We start from the raw sequence: 20,257 nt of genomic DNA on the forward strand, positions 1-20,257 counted from the left end.
TATTAGCGCTGTGGAACCACACCGACTCCATCCCGAACTCGGAGGTGAAACGCGGCTGCGGCGAAGATACTTGGTGGGTGACTGCCTGGGAAAATAGCTCAGTGCCAGGTTATATTTTCAACATAAAGGGTCGCTCCTAGGAGCGACCCTTTTATCATATTATTGAGCTTATGCACGCTGCTATCGCTGCTATATATTTTGTGGTGTCAGGTGTCACCTCCTGTCGCACTCTGGCAGTAGCAAGCTGGCTTGGTTAGTAAATGCTATTTTGGCTCTAATAGATAGCTGGGGTATGGGATATGGCAAATCACTCTTGCGTGGCAATTGGCATTAATCAATATCAGTTTTTTCAACCCCTTAGCTATGCCCAAGCCGATGCACAGGCGCTGTGGCAGTTTTTGCTTGAGGAAGCTGGATGGTCACCAGACCAGTGTTTGCTGTTAACCGATACCTCGCCGCCGATTGGCGATCGCTCAGCGTATCCTACGAGGGAAAACTTGCTGGACTGGATTGATGAATGGTGCCAAAGTCCAATAAGTGCTGATGATTCGCTTTGGTTGTTTTTCAGTGGCTATGGTGTAACGCTGGATGGAGAGGATTACTTGATGCCTAGTGAGGGTAATCCAGCGGAAATTGCTGAAACTGGAATATCCGTGCGATCGCTTTTTGCCTCTCTCAAAGAGTCCCGGTCTGAAAATATCTTGGTGTTGCTAGATATGAATCGCTCTCAAGGCGGTCAATCTGGTGCTAATGTGGGGACGCAGACTGTGGAATTGGCTAAAGAGATGGGCATTGCCACAGTGCTTTCCTGCCAACTTGACCAGTTTTCGCACGAAACTTCCTCTCTGGGTCACGGATTGTTTACAGCAGTGCTGCTGGAAGGACTGCGCTCTAGCCAAGGCAAGACATTCGAGAGCCTGGTAAGTTATCTGCGATCGCGTCTGCCAGAGTTGAGCCAACACCACTGGAAACCCGTTCAGTCACCCTTGATTGTGATGCCCTCCTTGGCTAGTCACCATCAGCTACCAACCCTGCCAGAACATGTTAGGAATTGGAATGGAGCAATAGCTTCTGATACGGTTCCAGCAGCTATTTATAACTCTGGTAGAGATAACGTCAAAGACAAAATAACTCGTCAGGAGGCTGCTCCTGATCGGGCAAGTTACAATAACGCACCAACGGCAGCCTCCTTTAGGAAGATGCCGAGTTCTACACCACCAGAAACAAACTTAAGCCGCGCTGCTCTTGTCCCCGTCACAGGTGGAAACACTACAGAGGTAGCAGATGAGACCCCAGGTTGGCTAAGTTGGCTTTTATTGGGCGGCGGTGCTGCACTGCTAGTGGCATTGATAGGGGGAGTGGTTCTCCGTAACCAAGCAGCATTTATGGGTCAGCAGGCACTGCTGACGCCAACAGATACCAATACTGTGGGTTCCATACCTCAAACTGTGAAGTTACAGTCGGCTCCTTATGGTTCTGAATCGCAGACTAAAACAGTAAGTCAAGAAACTCAACAACAGGCTAATCAAGCGGTGTTGGACAAGGCAAGAACTTTGATTGTACCGAATCAAGCTTCTCAGTTTAGTCAGGCGATCGCAGTTGCCCAACAAATTAAACCGGACGAACCGCTATACCAACAAGCGCAGGATGACATAGCACGCTGGAGTGGGGTAATTCTAGATTTAGCTGAGGGACGGGCAAAACAGGGGCAGTTTGATAAAGCGATCACTACGGCGCAACTGGTTCCCCAAGATAATCAGTCGATTTACAATCAGACTCAGCAAGCGATGGCTTCCTGGCGGGAAAAGGCACAGGTGCAGCGGACGAACAACATAATCATCCAGGGAGCTAAAGGATTGATTAAGCCCGGACAGGCTTCTTCTTACAATCTTGCCATCCGCGCCGCCCGCAAAGTACCGCCGAATCAGCCTGGCTTTGCTGAAGCTCAGCAGTTAATTTCCCAGTGGAGTCAAACAATTTATCAAACAGCTCAGTCTCGCGCATCTCAGGGTAGGCTTGATGATGCTATTCAGACGGCGGCCTTAGTTCCGGAAAATACACCAGCTTATACGCCAGCTCAAAAGGCAATTGTGCAGTGGAAAAAGAAGGCAGCCGGAACAAAGTAAAAGCCTTTACCATCCTTGCATTGCCACTAAATCAATACAAAGTTGATTGATAGGCTCTCTATCTACACTTCTCGGTAGGCTAGATTTAGCGTAAGCTTCATCGAGTCCTTTGTAGAGGGCATTAGCGATCGCCATCACTTCTTCATAGCTAAATTCGCCACTTTTAATAGCCAGCAATTCCTGTACATCACCTGTCTCTCGGCGATCCACGATCAATTTTTGTGTCTCTAAAATTTCGATTCCTGTTCTTAATAATCGGATAGCCTGCATAGCAAATTTAGAGTCATACCCTACTTTCGCTTCCATTACTGCTCGTTATGGATTACGATTTTTCTTCTATTGTTGATAGTTTTCATACTCTCTACGGCATTCTGATACTGCTGGCTTTTTTGCAATAGTTTAATAAAATCTGGCGAACTATTGCTAAGTTGGCGCGTATATTCTAACGTTTCTTCTGGTAACGTGTATTGCTTCAATATTCCCTTGAAATCAATATACCGCAGTCAGTAAATTATAAAGCTGCTGCGCTTCTTCTAAAAACTGAATCCTATCTCTAATCAACAGGTATAAATATTCTAAAAAGGAATTAATTTCCCCCACACTTAGCGGTTGATTTCGCTCCAATTCAAAATCTTCTGGCTCAGGTTTTCTTGTAGGTGGTTCCAGTAACCAGCGGCGGTGAGACTCTAATTTTTTGATTTGGGCATAACCGTATCCTGCATATGTATGTTTCACGTTTTTCGAGAGGAACATCTGCTTATACTCTTTCAATATTTTGCCGATTTGAGTTATATGAACGTAGTCTTTAAACCACAAAAGCTCTAGAATATTGGGGTTGTTGTCAGCAGATAGTTCTAAAAACTTTTTTAGCTCATAAATGCTAGTATCTTTGGTAAGATACGTAAAATTTCCTGGTTCTTCTGCCCAACCTTTGTCCTTTTGTTCTATTTGCGAAAAGCCCAAATAATACGGTTTGGTGGCGATAAAAATGCCGCGATAGTCATAATCAGAGGTTTCAGTTGATAATCCGTAACCTCTGGAACCAGTTAAGGCAATAATAATAGTTCTATTTTCAACTTCTTGACGATTCATAGATTAATTACCCCTGGCTGATTGTTAGTAATTATTGGAGACATCTTGTATGCGCTACGCCTAGTAAGGAAAATTGGTCGTGGTTGCATTGGTTTTGAGCAGGGATTGCGATCGCGCTAACCTGTTGAGCGTCGCTTCCATCACAGCTGTAGTTTGACCGGAAACAGTAAACACCAGCGCCTCGCGGTAGACTCGCTGCGCTGCATGGCGGCTGTAGTTTGCAGCACCACTGGAAACGGTTACAGCAGCATGGGCGCATCGCACTGCTATGTCAATTGCCCAAACTCGAATTTGCAAACGTTCTGTAAAAGGCTCAGGGGGATGCCTGATAGCAGTTCTACAGTCGTTAAGTTCCCGATCGAGGGCTGCTAAAGCTTCGGTAATAAAGGCATTTTGCTTGGATTGGGAGGCACTTTCCAAGATATCAAGGCCTGCTCTGGCGCATCCCAAAGCAAAAAATCCCTGGTAGAGGACATTCTTTTTGTCGTTTTCGTGTATCCAACCCGCAGGCTTGACAGAAACGATATGCGATCGCATCAAAAACCAACTTTTTAACGTTGCGGTGACAGTGTTGGTTGAAGTCATTGCTGCTAGTTCCATTGGCTTACTGAATGTTATTGAACCTCCAGATTCCTGATACATTTCCGCAAAAGGCAAAACGCCGAATACAGCACCACCATCGGGGAGTGTTGCAGCAACAATAAACTCTTGAAATAAATTCCAACCTGTTACCCAAGGCACTTGTCCATCTAACAGATATCCCCCTTCGACTTGCAAAGCTTTCACAGTTGCTTCGCCCTGACGACGCAGTTGCGAGAATCCGACACCCACTAGAATCTCACCGTTGCTCATGCGGGGAAGATACTCTTGTTTTAGGGAAGAGTTTTCACTGGCGACGAACATCCCAGCAGCACTTTGATGTTGAGTTTGTAAGAACGCCAAAGCCCCAGAATATCTTGCTACTAGCTCTTGGAAAGTCCGAAAAGTCTCTTCACTAATTTCCGCACCTCCCCACTGTTCGGGAACTCGCAACGCCAATAAGGAACGTTCGCCGAGTCCTTTTAATGCCTCTCGTAGTGCTTCCGGGTTGCTATCAATTTCTGCGGCTAATGGTGCAACTGATTTGTGCAGGTAAAACTCAGCAATGTCTAGAAGGTGTGGCTGTTTATCCATGCTTATAAGTTAGCAATGTGCCTACTTCGTCCACAATAATCTCAGGCGACTTTTAAAGCCACCACGTTCGGCGCGTCGTCTTTCTTGTTCTGCAATAATTGAAGAAGTATTTATCTGATATTCTGTACATAATGTATCAATGACTTCGTAGAGATCAGCTAGTTCTTTCACTAAGTCTTGAGGAGTGGCAATAGCTGCTTCTTGCGCTTCTTCGATAAGTTTATTTCGTAAAGCCTGAAGGTACTCTGTCTGTGACATCACCTCGACTTCGCACTGCTTCCCTGCTTGGTGGATAATTTCGGGAATACGGTCTCGCACTAGCTTATTGTACTCTTGACGCATACAGGGTAATGATAATTATGAAAAAAATCTTACTAGGAAAATATCTTACTCTAGATTATTTTTGCACTTGTACTCAGACTTATCAAAAATACGCCACGCAAATCAATCCTTTCCCTCAAAATAGTGAACAAACGCTTCCTGCACTGCAAAAATTAAATGAATTTATTTTAAATCCGATTATTGATTTTTTCGGTATTGATAATTTTCAGTTAACGTATGGTTTTTGCTCTAAAAATTTGAAAAAATATCTAGAAAGCAAAGATCCAGTTACAGGTCTGAAAAATGGGCGTGTTGCTCCTGAACTAGATCAGCACATGGCGCATGAAGTGAATAACAATGGTAAATATTATTGTAAACGGCCGGGTGCTGCTTGTGACTTTTTTATTTTGGGTTCACCTAGTAATGAAGTAGTAGATTGGATAGTCAGCGAAAAATTACCGTTTGATTCTTTATACTTTTATGGAGTAGATAGACCAATTCATATCAGTTATGGTTCTCAACACAAGAGAGACATAAGGACGTTCACGCCATCGGGACAACCGACACAAAAGGGAATTGAACATTGGGTTAAGGTAGCTAAGGAATTGCAAGGATAGCTTAAGAATCGTATAGAAATAAATGCTTGAGGAGAGGCCCCTGCTTCGCGTTTCTAATTCGTAAAGTTGATGACATATAACCTAGTTATGGGTTATACGTCACTCCATAAATGGAGGCGGTCGTCTTCAGAAAGACATTCCCAGGCAGTAGGTTCCCAACCCCCTTACCTAAAAAGAACTACGAGAAAATTTACTCCCCTCCCCTTGTAGGTGTTGGGTTGGGGGAGAGGTCAGATTGGATTAAATCTAAGATAGAACCGCTATAATTGGCTTTTGTCTTTTGTCTTTTTTTACGATAAGATTGTACTAATTTTATCTGATAGGGATCGGCATCTTTGCGCCAATAAAGACGATAATTCTTAATTTCCGCACAGTTTTTTTCTAGAATATGCTGCCAACCTTTAAGATTTTTAATCGCACTAGGATCGTCTAAAAGTCCCCAATTTTCTTCTTGCTGAGTAAGCCTGACAAATTTTTTGTAGTTTGGATAGTCGGGAGTGACTAAACTTTCTTTTCGGTGCAGAATTGGAGGGTCGTTGATTTTTTTATAATTCTTATGTCTGACGCTTAAATCTCTGAGATCAATCTGCATACTGGTGTGCAGAATTGGATGAGGTTCGGCGTCAAATTCCGGGTAAAATAAGTAAGATATTTTTGGTTGGTTGGTGTAAAACTTGATTAAGGTGGCTCCATCTAATCGGCCGATTGTGCGATTGGCGCAGCCTTCGTAGAGGCGCAACAAAGGGTCAAGTTCCGAAAAAGCTGATATGTGAACTAGAAAGGAACTGGGAAAAAGGGGAGCGTGTTTAAACCCGGTGGTACAGCCAACGGCGCTTTGTTGGCAACAGTTAGCAATTACACCAGGGTCGCCTAAACTAAATAGCATTTCTTCAGCCATTTCCCAAGCTTCTTCGTAGGTGTCAAATAAACCTTTTATGTCATTTCGGATTTCTGATGTAATGTGTTTGGATTTGTGCGATCGCGCAAATTTACTGAGTGCAAGATAAACTAGAAGGTCGAGGCGGCGTTTATGCGCGATTGCATCCCACTCTTTTTGGTCGGTAGCTTGTAAAATTACCTGAAATGCACGACGAAAATTACCAAATTCTGCCCTCAAATCTTCTAACTCTGCTACTTCACTTTTTACTGGCAAACGGCCGCGTTCAGTTACAAAAGTCATTAGCGGCGCTAACATTTCCTGGTAATCTTCAAATCGCTTGATGTTGGCGCGAACTCTGGGAGTAGTAGCGCGGGAACGAAAGCGCGAAGCGCGGTATGTTTCGGCAAGGCTTTCATCTCGAAAAACAAAGTAAATTCCCAGCGCAACTGGCACCGAATCGACACTAAGAACCTGGTCAATATAAGTTTTAAGTTCTTCCTGTTGGTAGTATTTCTGAAAAGTATGGCGGCGAGTTATCACTCCATCGCCATAAGCAACTTGTCCCGTTTCTCTATCATCAATTAAAACAAGTGCGGCAACAATTAAAACTTTTCCTGTTAGTTCCCACGCTTTTATTAACGCTTCTCGACGCTCATCTGTGCGTTCAATTACATTGATTACATAGCCGATATTGACGATATCTGCTGGGGTAAGAGGAGTATCAGGAGAATAATAAGGGTCCCAACCTGCGCTGATGTAGCCTTTTTCTGAGATGTACGTGATATCGCTACCATGACCACAACCATAATCAAAAAAAGTTGTATCTTGATTAAATAAGTCAGCTTCCATTGCGAGACGCACCGGACGGGAAATATTTTTGCGGATAATTGCGGCTTTGTGGCGTTCTATTTTTGGCAGTTGAAAGGGCGATATTGGCGCTAGGCGAATAATTTGATGTCCCTGAATTTCGACCCCATAATTTTCTAAACATTGCAACCAACCCCGAAGAGTTCCAATCGAAGAAGTTTTGTTTAAAAGCCGCAATTCTTCTTCCTGGCGGGTGAGGTTAGCGAATTCTTGGTAGTGGGGATAGTCTGGGGTAACGAAGGTTTCTTTACGGTGGAGAATGGGAGGATTATCGCTGGTGCTGTAGTCGCGATCGCTTATACTCCTATTTTGGATGTCAACCTGGATGCTGGCGTGTAAGGCGGGATGGGCATCAGTATCAAATTCAGGGTAGAACAGGTAAGATATTTTAGTCGGCTGCTCTATGTTGAACTTGATAATGTTAGCGCCATCAATACGATTAAAAGTACGCCTTGCATAGCCTTCGGAGAGTCTCAGCAGTGGATGAAGGTGCGAAAGTGCTGATACATGAACGTAGAGCGCTCCGGGCAAGAGTTTACCAATTTCACTGACTTGGCAACAGTAAGCAATGATACTGGATGCGATCGCATCCAACAAAATTTCAGCAGCAGTCTCTCCAACTTGCTCGTAATTGTCGCGCAAGGCATTAAGATCAGTTTCGACAGCGGCGGCGATGTTTTCGAGTTGGAAGCGATCGCTAAAATTGTGAAGGGCGAGGTAAATGAGGATGTATTCGCGCCAATGTGCTTGAGTCAAGCATAGAAACAGCAACGCATCCCACTTTTCAACAACTTTATTTCTCATGCTCTCACCATTTCCCCGAAAAACATGATACATACACTGTAAAATCAATGTGTTAATTAAGACGTTGAAGAATTATTAATTGCTCTTAAATAATCTTTTCAAATCGGAAATACGTAGAAAAGCTTATCAATTTATACTCCCTTACTTGCTCTCTTTCTCTACCAGTCACAGAGATCCTGATTCAAAGTATAGAATTCCATAAAACAATCAATCAGTATTTTCTTCCACAATTAGTAAAGAACTTTAAAATGCAAATTCAAGCATTAGCAGCCCAGCAGCAAGGGGCAACTCTCCAGCCCTACGAATTCGCCGTCGAACCCCCACAGGCGCACGATTGCGTCATCAAAGTGTTAGCGTGCGGCATCTGTCACTCAGACCTGCACATGATTGATAATGACTGGGAGACATCCAACTATCCCCTAGTGCCTGGTCACGAAGTCATTGGCGAAGTAGTGGAAATTGGTTCGCAGGTGAATCATATCAAAACGGGAGACAGAGTAGGTGTTGGCTGGCAACGTTCCTCCTGTCTGCAATGCCGCGATTGTCTCAGAGGAAATGAAAATCTGTGCGACGAAAATCAAGGATTAATTGTCACCGGGCCTGGTGGCTTTGCTGACTATCTGATGGTGGATTCTCGCTTCGCCTTCCCGATTCCAGCAGGCATTGAGACAAAATTAGCAGGGCCCTTATTGTGCGCCGGAATCACAGTCTACTCCGCTTTACGCAGTGCGGGAATGACCTCCGGGCAAGAAATTGGCGTGATTGGCGTTGGTGGTTTGGGTCATTTGGCGGTGCAGTTTGCTAGCCGTTTAGGTAACAGCGTCACCGTCTTTACTACCTCAGACGACAAAGCTGAATTTGCCCATCAGCTAGGGGCGCGTCACACAGTTGTTGTCCCTGCTGGAACGCCACCAGCACCCACCCAGAAGCTGAACATTCTGCTGAGTACGGTTCCTGCTTCTCTTGATTGGGCAGCTTATCTGGAACACCTTGATTCTGATGGAACTTTAGTTTTGGTGGGCGTTCCCTCTGAACCGCTAAATGTGCCTATCGGAGCAATGCTAAATAAGCGTCGCCGAATTATGGCATCTCCAATTGGGGGACGGGCAATGATGCTGGAAATGCTTTCTGTGGCGGAGAAATATGGGATTCAACCGCTGGTTGAAGTGTTTCCTTTTGAACAAGCTAATGAGGCAATGCAAAAGGTGCGCGATAACAAGGTGCGTTATCGAGCTGTGCTGGCGAAGTAATAGAATTTAGAAGAGTTATGAGTTATCGCAATTCTATTTGATTTCTAGAGACGTTGTATGCAACGTCTCTACCTTTTTTAAATGAACTGCCGAGGACCAGAGGAAGAGAAAGGAGAAGTTTACCAATGAGTTAGAATGGCTATAGGAGCTTTGAATTAATAGCTATTAAGTCCCTGTTTTAAGAATTTTCCAGTTATGTTGCTTTGAGCGTGTAGGGTTTTGTTCCTGTATTAAATTTTTAGTTACTAATTACCAATTACCTTGCCTTGAGTTACTATTGCCTACAGAAAAATATTTTTGCGCCTGAATATCTCAGCAAATTGCAGGGGCAGATTCTAGCTTCTCCGTATTTTGCGGTTAACAACTTAAACCGCGACTTTGTGGAAACTAAAGGATTTTCGATTGTATTTCAGCGCTCAGGTGTTGCGGAAGTTGAGAGACTTTTTCCCTTTTTTAAACCTTATTTAAGCGTGGCTTTGCATTCGACGTGCAACGCCTTTTATCTAAATCCTTTGATGCTTAAAGAGGGTTCTCGTGTAGATCCGCATATCGACCGCAGCCTGCGTTCTTATTGCAAGACTATCGAACCGCCAGATAGAGTAAGTGTACTTTATATCCAGGTGCCACCGGATCTTGTTGGAGGGGAGTTAGTGCTACGCTCTTCAAAGCGAAATGTAGGACAAATCCGCCCCCAAGTTAATACTTTAGTAGATTTTCAGGGCGATTTAACTCACTCAGTTAATCAAGTTACAAGTCCAGGGTTTCGCCTGAGTTTGGTTTGCGAACAGTATAGTTTGTCTGAGAAGGAACTTGAAGATATTCCTGAGTTTACGATTGAATCGAGGGCGAAAAAAATGAAAAAAGAGAAATTATGAAGCTGCTAATATACGCCCACACCCTGAAGGGTGGCGCTATACAAGCAAAGCCTGTCTGTATAGCCGCGACTTTAGTCGTCAGGCATTTTTACTAAACTCTAGAATTTGCTGGGCGGTAATTTGGGGTTGTTCAAGGTGGGGAACGTGACCGCAATTTTGGAGCCAGATTAGTTGAGATTGCGCGATCGCGTTCCTAAACTTCTCTGCATCTCCCGTCCCCAAAATCCTGTCAGAGTCGCCCCACAAAATCAGCGTTTGCTTGTCAATTTTGGCAATTTTATCGCCCAAAAAGTTGTAACCGCCACTCTTGGTAAAGGCAATTAAAGCATCGTGCCAACCAGCAGAATCTAGGTGCAAAGCGGCACACAGTTGGGCATCGAGGGAGGCAAGAGTTTGATCGTGGTAAGCATTGCGTGAAATGCGATCGCGTACTTTCGGATTCCGCAAAAATGAAGTAGCTAGATAGGCGATGGGCGGAACTAAGAACCTGCCAATATTGGGCGCACTGGCAAAACCAGCGCTATCAATCAGCACCAACTTTTGCACAGCTTCCGGGTAGGTAAGAGTAAAATCTATCGCCGCCGCGCCTCCCATAGAAGCACCCACCAAAATTATTGGCTCTTTGATCAGCGTTTTCCAAAAATAGTAGAGATGGGTTTTAATAGCAGATGGGCTAAAGGGTAATTTGGTCAAGCGTTCTGTAAACCCGAAACCCAATAAATCCAGCGCCCACGTCTCATTTTGAGCCGCCAGCAGCGGCAAGAGGCGGCGAAACTCGAATACAGAGCTATCGAAGCCGTGAAGTAGCAAGATCGGCGTGCCACCGCTACCCTGGTGGACGTAGGTAGTAGCGATCGCTTGTTGCCCAAGAGGAGTAGCGATCGCGTGACACTCGATGCTTTGAGCCAGCGCAATCGAGGTAGATTCAGAGAGTTGCGCGATCGCGGATGGTAGAGAACTGGTAAACATGAATTTTAGTTTACCGTGGAGAAGGGCGATCGAAAAGTCACCCTAGAAGAAATGGAGATCAAACCTTGAAAAATCAGTATTCGCAGAATTGGCAAACACTCGTAGCAGGGATTCTTGCAGCATTAGTGCTTCTCATTGGTCTCAATTCTTTTATTATCATCACCCCAGGCCAAGCCGGAGTAATCAGCATTCTCGGTAAAGCCCAAGATGGAGGTTTGTTAGAGGGAATCCACATCAAACCACCACTGATTTCAGTAGTAGACGTGTACGATCTGACAGTGCAAAAATTTGAAGTTCCGGCGCAAAGTTCCACCAAGGATCTTCAGGATTTATCCGCTAGATTCGCCATCAACTTCCGCCTCGACCCGATAAAGGTAGTTGAGGTAAGAAGGAAACAAGGAACCTTAGAGAATATCGTCTCGAAAATTATTGCGCCCCAGACTCAGGAATCCTTCAAAATTGCCGCCGCCCGGAGAACAGTTGAAGAAGCAATTACCAAAAGAAATGAACTGAAGGAAGACTTTGATACTGCCTTGGGGGAACGGTTAGATAAGTACGGGATTATTGTGCTAGATACCAGCGTAGTTGACCTAGCTTTCTCCCCAGAATTCTCTAGAGCAGTCGAAGAGAAACAAATCGCTGAACAGCGGGCGCAACGAGCCGTCTACGTAGCGCAGGAAGCTGAACAAGAAGCCCAAGCAGAAATCAATCGCGCCCAAGGTAAAGCGGAAGCTCAAAGACTCCTCGCTGAGACACTTAAGGCACAAGGGGGTGCATTAGTTCTTCAGAAAGAAGCAATTGAAGCTTGGAGACAGGGAGGTTCCCAAATGCCAAAAGTTTTGGTAACGGGTGGTAACTCTAATAGCAGTATTCCATTCCTTTTTAACCTGGGTAATCTTCAGGATACATCCGCCCCTCAGTAGATAGTGTTAAAAGATTTACACAATGTTTGACTTTTTCGATTCAGATCCCTCCTTTTAAAGGGGGACGAGGGGAGCTAGAGCCTATTCGCTTAACGTTTTGCTCCCCCCAACCCTCTTTTAAAGGGGGCTAAGAAAATTTGTAGGGTGGGAATTATCCACTCTGAAAAATGCTGAACAATTAAACTGAAATTATGAGCATCTTCACACTACAATCTGTTAAAAAAGACTTTGGCATCAAAGAAATCCTAAAAGATGCCAGTTTTAGCCTTGATCCCACAGATAAAGTTGGATTAATTGGCACCAACGGCTCTGGGAAATCTACGCTGTTGAAGATAATAGCTGGTTTAGAACCGATTGATGACGGTCAACTTTTAGTTAACTCTGGAGTGCGAATTGTTTACTTACCGCAACAACCAGATTTAAACGAAGATAATACAGTTTTAGAGCAGGTTTTTGCTGATAGCGGCGAACAAATGTCCCTCGTGCGGGAATATGAGGAGTTGTCAGATAAACTGGCTCACAATCCAGAGGATAGCCAGCAACTAATGTCTCGCTTCTCTGCTGTCATGCAACGCATGGATGCGACTGGTGCTTGGGAACTAGAAACGAATGCAAAAATCATCCTCACAAAACTAGGAATAGAAGATTTTAACGCTCAAGTTGGTAGTTTATCTGGCGGATATCGCAAACGCATTGCCTTAGCAGCCGCCTTGCTATCAGAACCCGATGTGTTGTTGATGGATGAACCGACAAACCATTTGGATGCTTTATCTGTTGAGTGGTTGCAGAGTTACTTAAATCGCTATCGAGGTGCAATTCTGTTAATTACTCACGATCGTTATTTTCTCGATCGCGTCACCAATCGTATCCTCGAAATCGATAGAGGAGAACTCTACACATACGCCGGTAACTATTCTTATTATCTGGAAAAAAAAGCTCTCAGTGAAGAATCTGCCATCAGCAGTCAACGCAAACATCAGGGCGTACTTCGCCGCGAATTAGAATGGCTGAAAAGAGGGCCAAAAGCGCGTAGCACCAAACAGAAAGCCCGGATAGATCGCGTCCACGATATGCAAAACTTGGAGTTTAAACAAGTTCAAGGAAAAGTTGATATTGCTACTCCTGGTCGTCGGATTGGCAAAAAAGTTATTCAGGTAAAAAATGTTTCTAAAGGCTACGATGGACGCACTCTAATTAAAGATTTTACCTACGAATTCAGTCCGGAAGACCGCATCGGCATTATTGGCGGCAATGGCGCAGGTAAATCTACTTTAATGGATATTATCACCGCCCGCATTCAACCGGATTCAGGCAGCGTTGAAATAGGCACAACAATTCACATCGGCTACTTTGACCAGCACTCTGAAGAACTACTCGAAGCTTTGAACGAAAATCAGCGAGTAATCGACTACATAAAAGAAGTGGGGGAATACGTCAAAATTGCCGACGGAACTCAGATTACAGCCTCGCAAATGTTGGAGCGTTTCTTATTTCCTGGTAATCAACAATATGCCCCAATCAATAAGCTTTCCGGTGGTGAAAAACGTCGCTTATTTCTGTTGCGCGTTTTGATGAGCGCTCCCAATGTTTTAATTTTGGACGAACCGACAAATGACTTAGATGTGCAAACCCTCGCAGTGCTGGAAGACTATCTAGAAGATTTCAACGGATGCGTAATTGCAGTATCCCACGATCGCTATTTTCTCGACCGTACTGTAGAGACTATTTTTTCTTTTGAACCAGGGGGAAACCTACGTTTATATCCGGGCAATTACTCTATATATCTGGAGTTCAAGCAAGCAGAAGAAGAACTTGAAAAGGCTGAAGCCACTGCTAATAATAAAGACAAGCAGAAAGATACTCAATCCAAAGATTGGAAGTCCCAGAGGCAAGCACCAGATAACGGCAAGCCGCGCAAGCTTTCATCAAAAGAGAAGCGCGAGTTTGAGATGCTTGAAGGTAAGATTGCCCAACTGGAATCCCAAAAATCTGAAGTAGAGAAAGAGCTTTATAATGCTCCTCCTGGCAAAATCACCCTGGTTCGGGAACTGTATGAAAAGGTGGAATCTTTAACTCAACAAATTGACGCTGCGACTGAACGTTGGATGGAATTAGCTGAGGTTGAGGCTTAACAGAATAGGAGAGGAATATTAACGTAACGCTAAACCTACACAGGATTTAGAATTAACTAACGAGCCGTTTTACGAACTATTCGGGAAAAGTGCGCTAATATTCACCACCTTCCTGAAACAGCACGCATTGTGAGAATCTATTAGCAGTTATATTACTCGCACACTGGAGGAACAATGACACCAGTAGAGATTCTTGTGTTACTGGTGATTGCCGCGATTTGCGGCAGCACTGGGCAAGCGTTGGTTGGTTACTCGGCAGGAGGTTGCCTACTTTCGATAGTAGTTGGAATTATCGGTGCATACATAGGACTCTGGGTTGCCAATGAGTTTGATCTTCCTGTGATATTTGCTCTCAATATTGGAGGTAAGCCCTTCCCCATTATCTGGTCAATTATTGGCTCAGCTATCTTTGCAGCCATTCTAGGTTTTGTAAATCGGTTAACTCAAAATAATCGGCGATGATTTGAGGAACTTAAAAACTTTTCTCAAAGAAGATTTAGATTAGCTGGTGCCGTAACTCTAAAAAAGCCTCCTGTGAAGTAGGCTTTTTTATAAAATATGCTTCCTATTAGTTCAAACTTTACTGTTGCGTTAGCAGTTAAATCAAGATAAAGTTTTAGTACAAGTCGGCTTTCTCTAATGCTCACTTAATTCTAAATCAAAAAATAAAATTGATATGACCTTGACTTGTCAACAACTTCTGCAAAAACATACTCAAGCGTGGCAAGAAGCTACGGTGCATCCCTTCCTCGTGCAATGCAAATTAGGAACTATTCAGCAGAAACAATTCAATACATGGTTGGTGCAAGATTATCTCTTTGTTGTGGATTTCACCCGAATGGTAGGGAGAATATTAGCTAACGCGCCTTCACAACATTTTGATGTAATTTTGGGCGGATTAGTAGCACTGAAAGATGAACTTAACTGGTTTAAGGAAAAAGCTGCTCTGCAAAAGCTAGATTTAGATACCCAAAAACAACTAACTTGCTCAGAATACTGTGACTACATGAACAGCCTTGCTGCAATGCCATACCCAGTTCAAGCGACTGCTTTTTGGGCAATTGAATTAGCATATAATCAAGGTTGGCAGTTGCCTGGGGTGATGCCAGAACCCTACACTGAATTTGCAGACAGATGGGGAAATCCTGGTTTTACAAACTATGTAAAACTTTTGGAACAGCAAGCTGATCAGGGGCTACAAACTGCATCAGAAAGCATTCAACATCAAGCAGAAGAAGCATTTCTAAAAGTAGCAAGATTGGAAAAAGATTTTTGGCAGATGGCGTTTAATGCAGCATAGGAAAATCCCCGACGGCGTAGGAGCGAGTTGTTTTTCCGCGCTCCTACCAGGCATTCACGGAGTTTGTTTGGCTTTGATAATATCTATAAAAATTAGATATAAAGCCTGCTGAGCCAGGCTTAGAAGGCAAAAGCGCCAAATAGCCTGAGCGCACTGAAGGCATTTTTGCTAATCGATATAATCGCTTGTAATATCAAGTTCGTCAGGGTTATTTGAAGCGATTGGGCGATCTCCAGCTATAGAAATCGTCTCATCAACGTGAAGATTAGTAGAGGCGATTGGGCGGTGTCCATCTACATCAATAGTGCCTTGAACCTGAATATCATCGGCAACAATTGGACGCTTCCCATCGATATCGACTGTTTCAAGAACCTGAAGATTACTAGGATCAACCGGACGGTGTCCATCAATGTCAATAGTGTTTTGATCCTGAATACTACTAGAGGCAATTGGGCGGTGTCCATCTATGTCGATGGTGTCTTTAACCTGCATATCATCAGAAGCAACTGGACGCTTCCCATCTATGTCAATTGTTTTAGGAGTTTGTTTGTCTTTGCCATCACTAGCAATATTTTTCTCCTCATGATTTGCAGTATTATCCGTACTCATTTTATGACTCCTTGTTTTCTTGTGTGCTAACGCTACAACTGGCTGAAAGCTGCTGAGCATTGATTGTATTATACAATTTGTACTGTAAGTATTAGTAAAAAATGATAGCTATGATTTTAGAAAGTCCTTTATATACTACAAACTATGGCGCTGCTTATATTGGCGATTCGCTGGAATTACTAGATTGCATTGAACCTGATTCAATTGACTTAGTAATTACTTCTCCCCCATTTGCGCTGCTACGCGAAAAGAGTTATGGCAATGTTGATCAAGAAGCTTATATAGATTGGCTGTTTGCTTTCTGTAAAAAGGTGTATTGCATTCTAGCACCGCAGGGAAGTTTTGTACTCGATCTTGGTGGAGCATACCAAAGTAAACGTCCAGTGCGATCGCTATATAACTATCGTATCTTAATTAAACTATGCGACGAGCTGGATTTTCGTCTAGCTGAAGAGTTTTTTTGGTACAATCCTTCCAAGTTGCCTTCGCCGATTGAATGGGTTAATAAACGTAAAATTCGAGCTAAAGATGCTGTTAATACTGTTTGGTGGTTGTCTAAAACTGACAATCCTAAAGCTAATGTGAGTAAGGTTCTGGTTCCTTACTCCGAACGAATGAAAAAGCTGCATGAAAATCCTGAAAAATATTACAAACCAAAAGAACGTCCATCAGGTCACGATATTGGAACAAGTTTTGCTACTAATAATGGTGGTGCTATACCTTCCAATTTGTTGCAAATTCCCAATACTGAAAGCAATTCTCGATACATTCAGCTATGTAAGGCGGTGGGAATTCCTGCACATCCGGCTCGCTTCCCTCAAAAACTACCGCTATTTTTTATCAACTTTTTAACAGAACTAGGAGATACAGTTTTGGATATTTTCGCCGGATCTAATACTACTGGATTTGCTGCTGAAACTGTGCAACGCCGCTGGATTGCCTTTGAGCAAAATCCCTCTTATTTAGCTGCTTCTGCTTTTCGATTTCTAGATGCTAACGAAAATAATGATGCAGCTGCAAAACTATTTGAAAAGCTTCTGAGAAGGCAAGAAAAAATCAAAATTACACCCTCTGAAACCCAGCTTCACCACAGTTTTATATAATGCTAAATTTTACAACTGAAAACCTCTACCGCACCTGCACCGAATTTCTTGAACAAAATCCTGAAAAACGGTTGCTGATACTCAAAGACCTTGGTATAGCGCGTTACGCCGATTTCTTAACCCAAATGCCATTAACTGAGGCAAATGTAGCTTGTGTAATGCGTTTTTTCAAAGATACAAGTCGGGTCAAATTTCCTAATCTTAGGGGAGCAGATTTATCTGGTTTAAATTTGGACGGCGTTAACTTTATCCGGGGAGATTTATCAGGAGCCAATTTAAGGGGAAGTCGTTTATTAGAAGCCGATTTGTTATTTGCCAATTTCGCTGGCGCAGACTTGAGAAATGCAGATTTGAGGGGTGCAACTCTGAATGAAACTATATGGACAAATGCTTTATTAGAGGGGTGCAACTTTGGCACAGGGATTGGGTTAACCAACGAACAGCGCAGATATTTAAAAATTTGCGGTGCTAATTTCAACGATTAAAGTAATGGGAAGGAAGGAAACTAAACTCGATATAAATATTTGTCTCCTAACGTTTAGTCGCCCGGCGCAACATATAATTATTCTTAACTGAAAGTACGCGATCGCGCTTATTGTCGCCTTAGCTTCAAATCAATTCTGCTTGTTCAAAAATCTGTCTTGTTGTTAGTTCTAACCCTGGAAGCAGTGTATCCACAATCGGCATAGTATCTGTGTAGGCTTGAATTCTTCCATCTGGTAAAAATACCCTAATATTCATAGGTTCAGGATCTACAACCCACACTCTGGAAATACCAGCCGCAAAATAATCTTTAGCCTTATCTTCAAATTGTTTGATAGTTTGCTCTGGCGAAATAATCTCTATTACCCATTCAGGAATGGCAGGACAAGCTTCATTACGCTTCCAACTTGCGGGTAAGCGTTCATAGGAAATGTACGTTAAATCGGGTACAGGTGCCCAATCCTGACCATTACGCTGCAACAGCACTGCCCATTCTAGAACGATTCGTCCGCGTCCTCTACACCACGCTCCGATGAGAACCCATAAAGCTGATTGTAAAGCCGAATGGAAATATTTTGGAGACACTTTAGGGACTGCTTGACCATCTACAAACTCATATATTACATCTCCTTCTGGTAAAGCCAAAAATTCCTGTAATGTGAGTTTGGTTCCCTTGCTTACATTGACCATCATCTACCTCGATTGGTGAGTAATAAATTTACGATACTAGAAGCTAATTCTGTAATTTATTTTTAAGTTATTTCGCTTTTAATACCTGTCTGTACTTTCCAAAGACTGGCATAAATTCCCCGTTTAGCTAATAGTTGTTCGTGTCGTCCTTGTTCTACTAATTTGCCGTATTCCATCACATAAATACAATCAGCATTGCGGACAGTGGAGAGACGATGAGCGATCGCGATCGTGGTGCGATTGGCGGTAATTCGTTCTAGCGATCGCTGAATGGCTGCTTCTGTCTCATTGTCTACGGCGGAGGTAGCCTCATCGAGAATCAGAATCGGTGGATTTTTCAACACCGCACGCGCGATCGCAATCCGCTGTCTTTGTCCGCCAGATAATTTCTGACCTCGCTCACCTACAATTGTGTCGTAGCTTTCGGGAAGCTGCATGATAAAATCGTGCGCCTCGGCAATTTTAGCAGCTTCTATTACTTCAGCTTCAGTAGCATCGGGACTACCGTAGGCGATATTTTCTGCTACTGTACCATGAAATAAGAAGACATCTTGGCTCACTAACCCGATGCAAGAGCGCAAATCTCTGAATTTTAAATCACGCAATTCAATCCCATCTAAGGTAATAGTTCCCGATTTAATTTCGTACAATCTCAGTAACAGTTTTACCAGGGTACTCTTACCCGAACCAGTAGAACCCACTATGGCAATTGTCTTTCCCGCCGGAATGTGTAAAGAGAGATTTTTAATAACTGGATTTCGCCCGTTATAAGCAAAAGTGACATTCTGTAATTCCACTTCGCCGCGCACTGAAGCAACGGGTAAGGAAACGTGTCCAGAATGAATCGCAATCGGTGTATCAAGCAGATTCATGACTCGGTTTGTGGAAGCCATTGCTCGTTGATACTGATCGAGAGTTTCACCCAATCTTGTTAAAGGCCAGAGCAACCGTTGTGTTAGGAATACTAATACACTGTAAGTACCTACAGAAAGTCTGCCATTTGCGGCATCCATACCTCCGATTAGCAACGTTGCTGTAAAGCCGATTAAGATAATAATGCGAATCAAAGGAACAAAGGCAGAACTGAGAGCGATCGCGCTCCTGTTACTTTGCCGATAAGCCTCACTTTCTTCTGCTATCCTGTTAGTTTCATATTTCTCTGTGACAAAACTTTTAATCGTTGTTATCCCGCTCAAATTATTCGATAAGCGACTGTTGAGCAGACTTACCTTTTCCCGAACATCAGCATAGCGAGGAGCAAGGCGATGCTGAAAAGCAATCGAACCCCAGAGAATAAATGGTATTGGCAACATTGCCATCCAAGCTACACTAGGAGCCAAAATAAAGAAGGCACCGCCAATAATTACAACTGTTGTGGCAACCTGGATCAGATCGTTAGCTCCAGCATCCAAAAAACGCTCTAATTGATTGATATCATCGCTGAGGATAGACATCAAACCGCCAGTGCTGCGTTCTTCAAAGTAGGCTAATTCCAGTTCCTGAATATGGCTGTAAGCATCAAGGCGTAAGTCATGCTGAATATTCTGAGCCAAATTGCGCCAAAGCAGAGCATAAGCATACTCAAAAATAGATTCCAGCCCCCAAATAATGAAGCTGAGAAAGGTAATTACTACAAGTTGCCCAAAGACATCTTTTATGCCGAATTTAGCAATCAGAGAAGTATCTTTTTGAACTACCACATCCACTGCTAAACCGATTAATGCGGGTGGTGCTAAGTCAAAAAGTTTATTGAGAATTGAACAGACAGTTGCTTGCCTAATAGCATCGCGATAGTTGTGTCCATATTCAAACAGACGCTTGAAGGGATGCGTCTTAGGCGACCGATTTAGGGATTGTTTACGAGCCAAGGTGATACTTCGCTAGATAGTTAAAGCTGACTTTAACCACTTTAGCAATTATCCAGCTGACAGCTTATGCAAAATGGCTGATAGGTATGAATACCAGTTGGGTTTATCGGCGCAACATTTGAATTGTTGAAACTGCCTATAGGCAAGTCTTTCAAAATCCAAAATCCGAAATGGT

Annotated in this window: 17 protein-coding genes, 1 rRNA gene and 1 pseudogene; 11 read left to right on the top strand and 8 right to left on the bottom strand. The window is 43.4% G+C overall.

Annotated elements, in window-relative coordinates; all coding sequences use genetic code 11:
• Positions 1-110: ribosomal RNA gene (gene rrf / locus NDI42_RS17575) — 5S ribosomal RNA — on the top strand; the annotation flags it as partial.
• 189 nt (positions 111-299) lie between these two features.
• Positions 300-2,126 carry a caspase family protein gene (locus NDI42_RS17580; protein WP_190458581.1) on the top strand — a complete coding sequence of 609 codons (1,827 nt, stop codon included), beginning with the start codon at positions 300-302 and terminating at the stop codon, positions 2,124-2,126.
• Positions 2,127-2,132: 6 nt separating this feature from the next.
• Here the strand turns inward: NDI42_RS17580 and NDI42_RS17585 are convergent.
• The 3 genes and pseudogenes from NDI42_RS17585 to NDI42_RS17595 form a co-directional block, all read right to left on the bottom strand.
• A pseudogene (locus NDI42_RS17585) lies at positions 2,133-3,218 on the bottom strand (nucleotidyltransferase domain-containing protein).
• A 60-nt stretch (positions 3,219-3,278) separates the two neighbouring features.
• Positions 3,279-4,391, bottom strand: a complete 1,113-nt coding sequence (locus NDI42_RS17590) for an acyl-CoA dehydrogenase family protein (RefSeq protein WP_190458583.1) — start codon at positions 4,389-4,391, stop codon at positions 3,279-3,281.
• Positions 4,392-4,412: 21 nt separating this feature from the next.
• On the bottom strand, positions 4,413-4,733 hold the full coding sequence (locus tag NDI42_RS17595) for a nucleoside triphosphate pyrophosphohydrolase (RefSeq protein WP_190458585.1): 321 nt from the start codon (positions 4,731-4,733) through the stop codon (positions 4,413-4,415).
• 17 nt (positions 4,734-4,750) lie between these two features.
• Here NDI42_RS17595 and NDI42_RS17600 point away from each other — a divergent pair, with 17 nt between their 5' ends.
• Positions 4,751-5,329: a hypothetical protein gene (locus tag NDI42_RS17600; protein WP_190458587.1), complete on the top strand. Its 579-nt coding sequence runs from the start codon at positions 4,751-4,753 to the stop codon at positions 5,327-5,329.
• A gap of 190 nt (positions 5,330-5,519) precedes the next feature.
• Here the strand turns inward: NDI42_RS17600 and NDI42_RS17605 are convergent, their stop codons facing one another.
• On the bottom strand, positions 5,520-7,880 hold the full coding sequence (locus tag NDI42_RS17605; RefSeq protein ID WP_190458589.1) for a DNA phosphorothioation-associated putative methyltransferase: 2,361 nt from the start codon (positions 7,878-7,880) through the stop codon (positions 5,520-5,522).
• A gap of 248 nt (positions 7,881-8,128) precedes the next feature.
• On the opposite strand from NDI42_RS17605, the gene NDI42_RS17610 reads away from it, so the two are divergent.
• Together NDI42_RS17610 and NDI42_RS17615 are read left to right on the top strand one after the other, a co-directional pair.
• On the top strand, positions 8,129-9,130 hold the full coding sequence (locus NDI42_RS17610) for an NAD(P)-dependent alcohol dehydrogenase (protein ID WP_190458591.1): 1,002 nt from the start codon (positions 8,129-8,131) through the stop codon (positions 9,128-9,130).
• 266 nt (positions 9,131-9,396) lie between these two features.
• Positions 9,397-10,005: a 2OG-Fe(II) oxygenase gene (locus NDI42_RS17615; protein WP_190458593.1), complete on the top strand. Its 609-nt coding sequence runs from the start codon at positions 9,397-9,399 to the stop codon at positions 10,003-10,005.
• Between the two features lie 78 nt (positions 10,006-10,083).
• Here NDI42_RS17615 and NDI42_RS17620 read toward each other — a convergent pair whose 3' ends face one another.
• On the bottom strand, positions 10,084-10,974 hold the full coding sequence (locus tag NDI42_RS17620) for an alpha/beta fold hydrolase (protein WP_190458595.1): 891 nt from the start codon (positions 10,972-10,974) through the stop codon (positions 10,084-10,086).
• A gap of 65 nt (positions 10,975-11,039) precedes the next feature.
• Between NDI42_RS17620 and NDI42_RS17625 the strand changes: the two genes are divergently transcribed.
• The 4 genes from NDI42_RS17625 (at position 11,040) to NDI42_RS17640 (ending at position 15,329) form a co-directional block, all read left to right on the top strand.
• Positions 11,040-11,897 carry a prohibitin family protein gene (locus tag NDI42_RS17625; RefSeq protein ID WP_190426554.1) on the top strand — a complete coding sequence of 286 codons (858 nt, stop codon included), beginning with the start codon at positions 11,040-11,042 and terminating at the stop codon, positions 11,895-11,897.
• 191 nt (positions 11,898-12,088) lie between these two features.
• Positions 12,089-14,029 carry an ABC-F family ATP-binding cassette domain-containing protein gene (locus NDI42_RS17630; protein ID WP_190458597.1) on the top strand — a complete coding sequence of 647 codons (1,941 nt, stop codon included), beginning with the start codon at positions 12,089-12,091 and terminating at the stop codon, positions 14,027-14,029.
• 174 nt (positions 14,030-14,203) lie between these two features.
• Positions 14,204-14,491, top strand: a complete 288-nt coding sequence (locus NDI42_RS17635) for a GlsB/YeaQ/YmgE family stress response membrane protein (RefSeq protein WP_190458599.1) — start codon at positions 14,204-14,206, stop codon at positions 14,489-14,491.
• Positions 14,492-14,705: 214 nt separating this feature from the next.
• On the top strand, positions 14,706-15,329 hold the full coding sequence (locus tag NDI42_RS17640; RefSeq protein WP_190458600.1) for a TenA family protein: 624 nt from the start codon (positions 14,706-14,708) through the stop codon (positions 15,327-15,329).
• A 168-nt stretch (positions 15,330-15,497) separates the two neighbouring features.
• Here the strand turns inward: NDI42_RS17640 and NDI42_RS17645 are convergent, their stop codons facing one another.
• Positions 15,498-15,938, bottom strand: coding sequence for a hypothetical protein (locus NDI42_RS17645; RefSeq protein ID WP_190458602.1), 441 nt, complete (start codon positions 15,936-15,938; stop codon positions 15,498-15,500).
• A gap of 110 nt (positions 15,939-16,048) precedes the next feature.
• Here NDI42_RS17645 and NDI42_RS17650 point away from each other — a divergent pair, with 110 nt between their 5' ends.
• Together NDI42_RS17650 and NDI42_RS17655 are read left to right on the top strand one after the other, a co-directional pair.
• Positions 16,049-17,041 carry a DNA-methyltransferase gene (locus tag NDI42_RS17650; RefSeq protein ID WP_190458604.1) on the top strand — a complete coding sequence of 331 codons (993 nt, stop codon included), beginning with the start codon at positions 16,049-16,051 and terminating at the stop codon, positions 17,039-17,041.
• Positions 17,041-17,526: a pentapeptide repeat-containing protein gene (locus NDI42_RS17655; protein ID WP_190458606.1), complete on the top strand. Its 486-nt coding sequence runs from the start codon at positions 17,041-17,043 to the stop codon at positions 17,524-17,526. Before NDI42_RS17650 ends, NDI42_RS17655 begins: the two co-directional genes overlap by 1 nt.
• Before the next feature lie 124 nt (positions 17,527-17,650).
• Here NDI42_RS17655 and NDI42_RS17660 read toward each other — a convergent pair whose 3' ends face one another.
• Positions 17,651-18,217: a Uma2 family endonuclease gene (locus NDI42_RS17660; protein ID WP_199311357.1), complete on the bottom strand. Its 567-nt coding sequence runs from the start codon at positions 18,215-18,217 to the stop codon at positions 17,651-17,653.
• A gap of 59 nt (positions 18,218-18,276) precedes the next feature.
• Positions 18,277-20,082 carry an ABC transporter transmembrane domain-containing protein gene (locus tag NDI42_RS17665; RefSeq protein WP_199311358.1) on the bottom strand — a complete coding sequence of 602 codons (1,806 nt, stop codon included), beginning with the start codon at positions 20,080-20,082 and terminating at the stop codon, positions 18,277-18,279.
• Positions 20,083-20,257 lie beyond the last annotated feature (175 nt).

This window comes from Funiculus sociatus GB2-C1, assembly GCF_039962115.1.
In the GTDB taxonomy this organism is placed as follows: domain Bacteria; phylum Cyanobacteriota; class Cyanobacteriia; order Cyanobacteriales; family FACHB-T130; genus Funiculus; species Funiculus sociatus.

Excerpts from the sequence above, each read along its gene's own strand:
- NDI42_RS17580 (WP_190458581.1), top strand. The coding sequence starts at position 300 with ATGGCAAATCACTCTTGCGTGGCAATTGGCATTAATCAATATCAGTTT.
- NDI42_RS17590 (WP_190458583.1), bottom strand. The coding sequence starts at position 4,391 with ATGGATAAACAGCCACACCTTCTAGACATTGCTGAGTTTTACCTGCAC.
- NDI42_RS17595 (WP_190458585.1), bottom strand. The coding sequence starts at position 4,733 with ATGCGTCAAGAGTACAATAAGCTAGTGCGAGACCGTATTCCCGAAATT.
- NDI42_RS17600 (WP_190458587.1), top strand. The coding sequence starts at position 4,751 with ATGAAAAAAATCTTACTAGGAAAATATCTTACTCTAGATTATTTTTGC.
- NDI42_RS17605 (WP_190458589.1), bottom strand. The coding sequence starts at position 7,880 with ATGAGAAATAAAGTTGTTGAAAAGTGGGATGCGTTGCTGTTTCTATGC.
- NDI42_RS17610 (WP_190458591.1), top strand. The coding sequence starts at position 8,129 with ATGCAAATTCAAGCATTAGCAGCCCAGCAGCAAGGGGCAACTCTCCAG.
- NDI42_RS17620 (WP_190458595.1), bottom strand. The coding sequence starts at position 10,974 with ATGTTTACCAGTTCTCTACCATCCGCGATCGCGCAACTCTCTGAATCT.
- NDI42_RS17630 (WP_190458597.1), top strand. The coding sequence starts at position 12,089 with ATGAGCATCTTCACACTACAATCTGTTAAAAAAGACTTTGGCATCAAA.
- NDI42_RS17635 (WP_190458599.1), top strand. The coding sequence starts at position 14,204 with ATGACACCAGTAGAGATTCTTGTGTTACTGGTGATTGCCGCGATTTGC.
- NDI42_RS17640 (WP_190458600.1), top strand. The coding sequence starts at position 14,706 with ATGACCTTGACTTGTCAACAACTTCTGCAAAAACATACTCAAGCGTGG.
- NDI42_RS17645 (WP_190458602.1), bottom strand. The coding sequence starts at position 15,938 with ATGAGTACGGATAATACTGCAAATCATGAGGAGAAAAATATTGCTAGT.
- NDI42_RS17650 (WP_190458604.1), top strand. The coding sequence starts at position 16,049 with ATGATTTTAGAAAGTCCTTTATATACTACAAACTATGGCGCTGCTTAT.
- NDI42_RS17655 (WP_190458606.1), top strand. The coding sequence starts at position 17,041 with ATGCTAAATTTTACAACTGAAAACCTCTACCGCACCTGCACCGAATTT.
- NDI42_RS17660 (WP_199311357.1), bottom strand. The coding sequence starts at position 18,217 with ATGATGGTCAATGTAAGCAAGGGAACCAAACTCACATTACAGGAATTT.